Here is a 6,161-nt window from a genome sequence, read left to right as displayed (position 1 = left end):
GGATGAAACCCGCCTATCTTAGCGGCGTAACCCTGCCGTGAAAAGCACTGCCCGCCGATACTGATCTCTTTATCGACAAAAAAAGCCCAACCTGAAGTGATGGGCTTTATATTTGATCTTATTCGGTTAATTCATCAGCAACTGCGGTGAAGAGTAGAGCTATTGCCCGGCTTTGAACAGTGCGACGATTTCGCTGACCAATTGGGCACCCAGTTCGGCCTTGCTGGTCAAAGGCAAGGCCTTGTCGCCTTCTGGCCAGTATAGGTGCAGGGCATTTTGGTCGCTGTTGAAGCCTTGCCCTTCGCCTGAAACGTCGTTGGCACAGATCAGGTCGAGGTTTTTACGCGCCAGTTTGCCACGGGCGTACTGTTCGACATCCTGGGTCTCGGCAGCAAAACCGACCGTAAACGGGCGCTGTGTATCAAGCGCAGCGACACTGGCGATAATATCCGGGTTTTTCACCAAACGGATCACCATGTCATCTTCGCCGTCTTTCTTCTTCATTTTCTGAACGCTGACATCTGCCGGGCGGAAATCTGCCACAGCAGCGCAGCCGATGAAGATATCGCTGCTCGTTGCATGCTCTATTGCGACCTGATGCATTTGCTCGGCACTGCTGATGTCAATGCGCTCAACACCCGCAGGGGTCGCCAGGTTGGTCGGGCCGCTAATCAAGGTGACGTTGGCACCGCGCTTGGCTGCCGCTTCGGCAATGGCGTAACCCATCTTGCCGGAGCTGTGGTTGGTCAGGTAACGGACTGGGTCGATCGCCTCGCGGGTTGGTCCTGCAGTAATGGTCAGCTTGAGGCCATCAAGATCGCTCGGTTTGAAGAAGTCCTCTGCCATGTGTACGAGTTGCATTGGCTCTAGCATCCGGCCCGGGCCGACATCGCCACATGCTTGCTCACCGCTGGCCGGGCCCCAGATATGACAACCACGGCGGGCGAGGGTGGCAATGTTCTCCTGGGTGGCAACATGGCGGTACATCTGCTGGTTCATCGCTGGCGCGACAGCAACCGGTGCGTCTGTTGCAAGACAAAGAGTAGTCAGAAGGTCATTACCCATGCCTGCGGCCATACGTGCAATCAAATCGGCGGTGGCGGGTGCTAACAGGACCAAATCTGCCCATTTGGCAAGCTCGATATGGCCCATAGAGGCTTCTGCTGCCGGGTCGAGCAAGCTATCGGAAACCGGCCTGCCGGATACCGCCTGCATGGTCAAAGGGGTAATGAACTCCTTGGCGGCCTTGGTCATAACGACTTGGACTTGCGCGCCGCGTTCAATCAGTCGGCGTGTTAACTCCGCACATTTGTATGCCGCGATGCCGCCGCTGATCCCAAGGAGAATTTTTTTTCCTGCCAAAGTTTGCATCTTATTGCCTGCTCTCGATATCCGGAATGTCAATGCGCCACACCTTACCACCAAAAATTGCCAGCCACCAAAAAAAGCCTGCTTCCTTGCCTGTGATCAAATTTGCGATGGGGGATTGCGGGGACAGCACTGCGAGTGAGTTGGCATTTCAATGTTGCCTGCAATGGCCTTGTCGATGGTTTTTGTGCCGTAGTTGGGATAATGAGGATTTGGCCTTGGCATAGTGGTGGCAGCCTCTTAGTTTGGCAGGAGGAGGAAAAGCTATGTCGCTAAAGCTATTACCGGCCCAGTCCCGGCCAAGGGAAAAATTGTTGGAACGCGGACCCGGTGCGTTGTCGGATGCTGAACTGCTGGCTATTTTTCTGCGGACCGGGATTGCCGGGATGAATGCGATAGAGCTGGCGACAGATCTGTTGGATCAATTTGGATCATTGCGTGCTTTGCTGGCGGCAGACAGGGCAACTTTCTGTCAGTATAAGGGGTTGGGGCCAGCCAAATATGCCCAGTTGCAGGCTGTGCTGGAAATGAACCAGCGTTATTTGGAGGAAAAGTTAAAGAAGGAAGGTGCGCTGACAAGCCCCGCCCATACAAGACGTTATCTCAGCCATGTACTGCGTGACCGCCACCGGGAAGCCTTTTATATTCTATTTCTCGACAACCAGCATAGGGTGCTTAGCGGCGAGGTACTTTTCGAGGGAACAATCGATGCTGCAAGCGTTTATCCACGGGAAGTTGTAAAAAGATCGCTAGAACTTAATGCAGCCGCGCTCATTTTAGCGCATAATCACCCGTCAGGCGTGGCAGAGCCGAGTCAAGCAGATCGCCGAATTACCCGCCGGATCAGTGATGCACTGGCGCTGGTGGAAATTCGGGTTCTGGATCACTTTGTTGTCGGTGACGGAGACATCACTTCTTTTGCAGAGCGAGGATGGCTATAAAATAACCATTTTTTGCTTAAAAAGTTGAGAAAGGACTGCTCGGGACTTGAGCAACTGGTTTTGACTTAGTATAATGCGCGACCTTTGATAGCTGTGGTTGTATGTGAGAATGAATTTTTCGCATTGAAATAGCCACGGTAGATATCGAGCTGAAACGATTTGGAGAAGACAGTAATGTCCCGAGTATGCCAAGTAACTGGTAAGCGTCCTGTAACGGGTAACAACCGTTCACACGCACGTAATGCCACCAAGCGTCGTTTTCTGCCGAACCTGCAAACTCATCGTTTCTGGGTAGAAAGCGAAAAACGCTTCGTTAAACTACGCCTTTCTGCGAAAGGTATGCGTATCATTGATAAGAAAGGTATCGACGCCGTTCTTACTGATATGCGTGCTCGCGGCGAGAACGTTTAAGAGGATTTGAACAATGGCTAAAGGCATTCGTGAGAAGATCCGTCTAGTATCATCTGCTGGTACAGGCCACTTCTACACTACCGACAAAAACAAGCGTAACATGCCAGGCAAATTCGAGATCAAAAAATTTGATCCTGTAGTTCGCAAGCACGTTATGTACAAAGAAGCTAAAATCAAGTAATTGGTTTTCCGCTTTTTTGATAAAAACCCAGTTTTCTAACTGGGTTTTTTTATACTTGGAATCCACCCTCCCGCCCTCAAATTATCTCAATATCCCTCTTTACCTTGTGACATGAACGACCTGCATTATGAGAACCTTAGCGGTATAGTTTGACTATTATCCGTTTTCAGGGCTTTCAAGGAGTACCGTTATGAGGCTATCTCGCCGCGGCTGGAACAATGTCATTATCATCGCTGTGATCTGTTTTATCGCTGTGGTCCAGTTGCCGGAACTGGTCAAGCAACGGTTTGGCCATGAAGGGGAGACGCAAGCCCAATCAGATATGACGGCGTTATTGCCGACCCAAGCTGAAATCGATCAGCTGCATTTGCCCCTCACTAGCGTCAATCGTGAGGATGGCAGTTGGCTGGCTCACCCACGGGTAGCCCTGCCAGCTGAACAGCTGATCAGCCACTGGCAATCCCTGGCGGGTACCGCTGTTAGTGATGAAATGGTCGGTAAACTCAAACCGACATTGCCGCCGCCGAGCAGTGTCGAGATCTGGCTAGCTGGTAGGGAAGAGCCTGTGCGGGTTACGGTATACCAGCAGCCCCAGTTTTGGTTGCTGAAAAATTGGCAAGGTGAGTGGCTGGCGATATCGGTAGAAGAAGCCTATCTGTTCCCACCGGTGTTATAGTGGGTCAATAACTCGAACAATTATTGAGAAAGCCATGCCTGAATTACCTGAAGTTGAAGTCAGCCGGATGGGGATTGCCCCCCATGTGACCAACCAGACCGTGACCAAGATTATTGTCCGCAACCCCAAGCTACGTTGGCCGGTACCGGAAGAAATCAGCCAGATTGAAGGTCAGGTGATCCGCCGGGTAACCCGTCGGGCGAAATACCTGATGCTCGAAACTGATGCAGGTTATGCCATTGTCCACCTTGGTATGTCCGGGAGCCTGAGGGTACTGCCGTCGGACATCCCGCCGGAAAAACATGATCATGTCGACCTGTGCCTGTCGAGTGGCGAAGTATTGCGTTACAACGACCCCCGCCGCTTCGGCGCTTGGCTGTGGCAGGCTGATCAAGGGGAACACCCGGTTCTCTCAAAACTCGGCCCAGAGCCACTTAGTGAAGCGTTTACAGCCGCTTACCTACAGCAGAAAGCCAAGGGTAAACGCACTGCCGTGAAGCAGTTTATTATGGATAACCATGTGGTGGTCGGGGTGGGGAATATCTATGCCAATGAGTCCCTGTTTGCAGCTGGGATCCACCCCAAGCGTGAAGCGGGTAAGATCTCAGCCCAGCGTTTGGCGTTGTTGGTCGACGAAATCAAATCGGTATTGGCTTTTGCCATTGAGCAGGGAGGGACGACGCTCAAGGACTTCAAGAATGCTGATGGTAAGCCGGGCTATTTCGCCCAGGAACTTCAGGTTTACGGCAAAGGCGGTGAGCCCTGTCCGCGCTGTGACAAGCCACTGAGCGAGGCGAAAATCGGCCAACGGGCGACAGTGTATTGCAGTGATTGCCAGAAATAAACGTGTCGAAGATTGAATGTTTCAAGCTTACTGAACCTTGGGATCAGGTATATTGACTCGGCTTTTGCGTTGTGGTGCTACCGTCGCTAGCTTCCGAGTGCTATGATCCCGTTACAAAACGTTATACTAAGTATTGATAACGAGTACACTTTTTAAGGTCTAACAGATGAAGAAATATTTGGTTACCGGCGCTGCCGGCTTTATCGGAAGTGCCGTGGTGGAGCGACTGTGTGCCATGGGACATGAAGTTGTTGGGATTGATAACCTCAATGACTATTACGAGGTGTCACTGAAAGAAGCACGCTTGGCGAGAATTGCTCACCCAAACTTCACTTTCATTGCGTTAGACCTGGCAGACCGTGATGGTATTGCTACTTTGTTTGCCGAGCAAAAGTTTGACCGGGTGATCCACCTTGCGGCTCAGGCTGGTGTTCGTTATTCGATCGATAACCCGCTGGCTTATGCTGACAGTAACCTGGTTGGCCACCTGACTATCCTTGAGGGCTGCCGCCATCATAAGATTGAGCACTTGGTGTATGCTTCTTCAAGTTCGGTTTATGGTCTAAACCAGAAGATGCCATTCGATACTGCAGACAGCGTCGATCATCCCATCTCCTTATATGCCGCGACCAAGAAGTCGAACGAGCTGATGGCGCACACCTACTCGCACCTGTACGGCGTACCGACAACCGGCCTGCGTTTCTTTACCGTGTACGGCCCTTGGGGACGTCCGGATATGGCGCTGTTCAAGTTCACCAATGCGATTATCGAGGGGCGTGAAATTGATGTCTACAACAATGGCGACATGCGCCGCGACTTTACGTATATCGATGATATCGTAGAGGGGATTATCCGTATTCAGGATGTTATTCCTACCAAGACGCCGGACTGGACAGTGGAAGCCGGCACTCCAGCAACGAGCTCGGCGCCTTACAATGTTTACAACATTGGTCACGGCAGCCCGGTCAAACTGATGGATTACATCGAGGCACTGGAAGAAGCGCTAGGTATCGAGGCGAAGAAAAACTTTATGCCGATGCAACCCGGCGATGTCTATGCCACTTACGCCGATACCAAAGATCTCTTTGAAGCAACAGGCTATAAGCCGGAAGTGAAGGTTAAGGAAGGCGTGAAAGCCTTTGTTGACTGGTACCGTGAGTACTACCAACGCTAAGGCTAAATGCTGTCCGGAGCAGCGCGAATCACTAAAAAGGAGGCGGTAGCCTCCTTTTTTATTAGTTAGCCGATGTTATTTTTTGCTGAGCTTTTCAAGCAGCGCATCGCAGATCACCGGATCAACGAACTGGCTAACATCGCCTTTGTGCAGGGCGACTTCCTTGACGATGGTCGAGGAGATAAAGGAGTTCTCCTCGGCTGGGGTTAGGAATACCGTTTCCAGCTCTGGCATCAGGCGGCGGTTCATGTTGGCCAATTGGAATTCGTATTCGAAATCCGATACCGCACGCAGGCCGCGTACCAATACATTGGCTTGGTACTCTTTGGCAAAGTCGACTAGTAGCCCGGAGAAGCCAACGATATCGACGTTAGGTAGATGCTGGGTGATCTGCTGCGCCAAATCAACACGCTCCTTGAGGTCGAAAAGGGGTTTCTTGCTTGGGCTATAGGCAATGCCAACCACTACATGGTCAAACATGGCCGCCGCGCGCTCGATCAAGTCGAGGTGACCATTGGTAATGGGATCAAACGTGCCAGGGTAAATAACGCGGGTTGTCATATTGA

General features: G+C 51.6%; 8 protein-coding genes. 6 read left to right on the top strand and 2 right to left on the bottom strand.

Annotated elements, in window-relative coordinates; translation table 11 throughout:
• Positions 1-159: 159 nt before the first annotated feature.
• The gene (coaBC, locus tag BIZ37_RS04865; protein ID WP_187460544.1) at positions 160-1,371 is read right to left on the bottom strand and encodes a bifunctional phosphopantothenoylcysteine decarboxylase/phosphopantothenate--cysteine ligase CoaBC; all 1,212 of its coding nucleotides are present in this window, start codon (positions 1,369-1,371) and stop codon (positions 160-162) included.
• 263 nt (positions 1,372-1,634) lie between these two features.
• Between coaBC and radC the strand changes: the two genes are divergently transcribed.
• The 6 genes from radC (at position 1,635) to BIZ37_RS04835 (ending at position 5,595) form a co-directional block, all read left to right on the top strand.
• Positions 1,635-2,309 (top strand): DNA repair protein RadC, encoded by a 675-nt coding sequence (gene radC, locus BIZ37_RS04860; protein WP_187460543.1) that lies wholly within the window; start codon positions 1,635-1,637, stop codon positions 2,307-2,309.
• 174 nt (positions 2,310-2,483) lie between these two features.
• Positions 2,484-2,720 (top strand): 50S ribosomal protein L28, encoded by a 237-nt coding sequence (gene rpmB, locus BIZ37_RS04855; RefSeq protein ID WP_036818767.1) that lies wholly within the window; start codon positions 2,484-2,486, stop codon positions 2,718-2,720.
• 13 nt (positions 2,721-2,733) lie between these two features.
• Positions 2,734-2,901, top strand: a complete 168-nt coding sequence (gene rpmG / locus BIZ37_RS04850) for a 50S ribosomal protein L33 (protein ID WP_004405486.1) — start codon at positions 2,734-2,736, stop codon at positions 2,899-2,901.
• Between the two features lie 190 nt (positions 2,902-3,091).
• Positions 3,092-3,577 (top strand): hypothetical protein, encoded by a 486-nt coding sequence (locus BIZ37_RS04845; RefSeq protein WP_187460542.1) that lies wholly within the window; start codon positions 3,092-3,094, stop codon positions 3,575-3,577.
• Between the two features lie 34 nt (positions 3,578-3,611).
• Positions 3,612-4,421 (top strand): bifunctional DNA-formamidopyrimidine glycosylase/DNA-(apurinic or apyrimidinic site) lyase, encoded by an 810-nt coding sequence (gene mutM, locus BIZ37_RS04840; RefSeq protein WP_187460541.1) that lies wholly within the window; start codon positions 3,612-3,614, stop codon positions 4,419-4,421.
• 166 nt (positions 4,422-4,587) lie between these two features.
• The gene (locus tag BIZ37_RS04835; protein ID WP_187460540.1) at positions 4,588-5,595 is read left to right on the top strand and encodes an NAD-dependent epimerase; all 1,008 of its coding nucleotides are present in this window, start codon (positions 4,588-4,590) and stop codon (positions 5,593-5,595) included.
• Positions 5,596-5,670: 75 nt separating this feature from the next.
• On the opposite strand, the gene coaD is transcribed toward BIZ37_RS04835, so the two are convergent.
• On the bottom strand, positions 5,671-6,156 hold the full coding sequence (gene coaD, locus BIZ37_RS04830) for a pantetheine-phosphate adenylyltransferase (protein WP_187460539.1): 486 nt from the start codon (positions 6,154-6,156) through the stop codon (positions 5,671-5,673).
• Between the last annotated feature and the right edge of the window lie 5 nt (positions 6,157-6,161).

Source organism: Photobacterium sp. BZF1 (assembly GCF_014349205.1).
Lineage (GTDB): Bacteria > Pseudomonadota > Gammaproteobacteria > Enterobacterales > Vibrionaceae > Photobacterium.
Note: the sequence above shows the minus strand (reverse complement) of the source record. Positions and strands in the feature narration are given on the sequence as shown.

What these genes read in the sequence shown, in the direction of transcription:
- coaBC (WP_187460544.1), bottom strand. Translation starts at nt 1,371, where the DNA reads ATGCAAACTTTGGCAGGAAAAAAAATTCTCCTTGGGATCAGCGGCGGC.
- radC (WP_187460543.1), top strand. Translation starts at nt 1,635, where the DNA reads ATGTCGCTAAAGCTATTACCGGCCCAGTCCCGGCCAAGGGAAAAATTG.
- rpmB (WP_036818767.1), top strand. Translation starts at nt 2,484, where the DNA reads ATGTCCCGAGTATGCCAAGTAACTGGTAAGCGTCCTGTAACGGGTAAC.
- rpmG (WP_004405486.1), top strand. Translation starts at nt 2,734, where the DNA reads ATGGCTAAAGGCATTCGTGAGAAGATCCGTCTAGTATCATCTGCTGGT.
- BIZ37_RS04845 (WP_187460542.1), top strand. Translation starts at nt 3,092, where the DNA reads ATGAGGCTATCTCGCCGCGGCTGGAACAATGTCATTATCATCGCTGTG.
- mutM (WP_187460541.1), top strand. Translation starts at nt 3,612, where the DNA reads ATGCCTGAATTACCTGAAGTTGAAGTCAGCCGGATGGGGATTGCCCCC.
- BIZ37_RS04835 (WP_187460540.1), top strand. Translation starts at nt 4,588, where the DNA reads ATGAAGAAATATTTGGTTACCGGCGCTGCCGGCTTTATCGGAAGTGCC.
- coaD (WP_187460539.1), bottom strand. Translation starts at nt 6,156, where the DNA reads ATGACAACCCGCGTTATTTACCCTGGCACGTTTGATCCCATTACCAAT.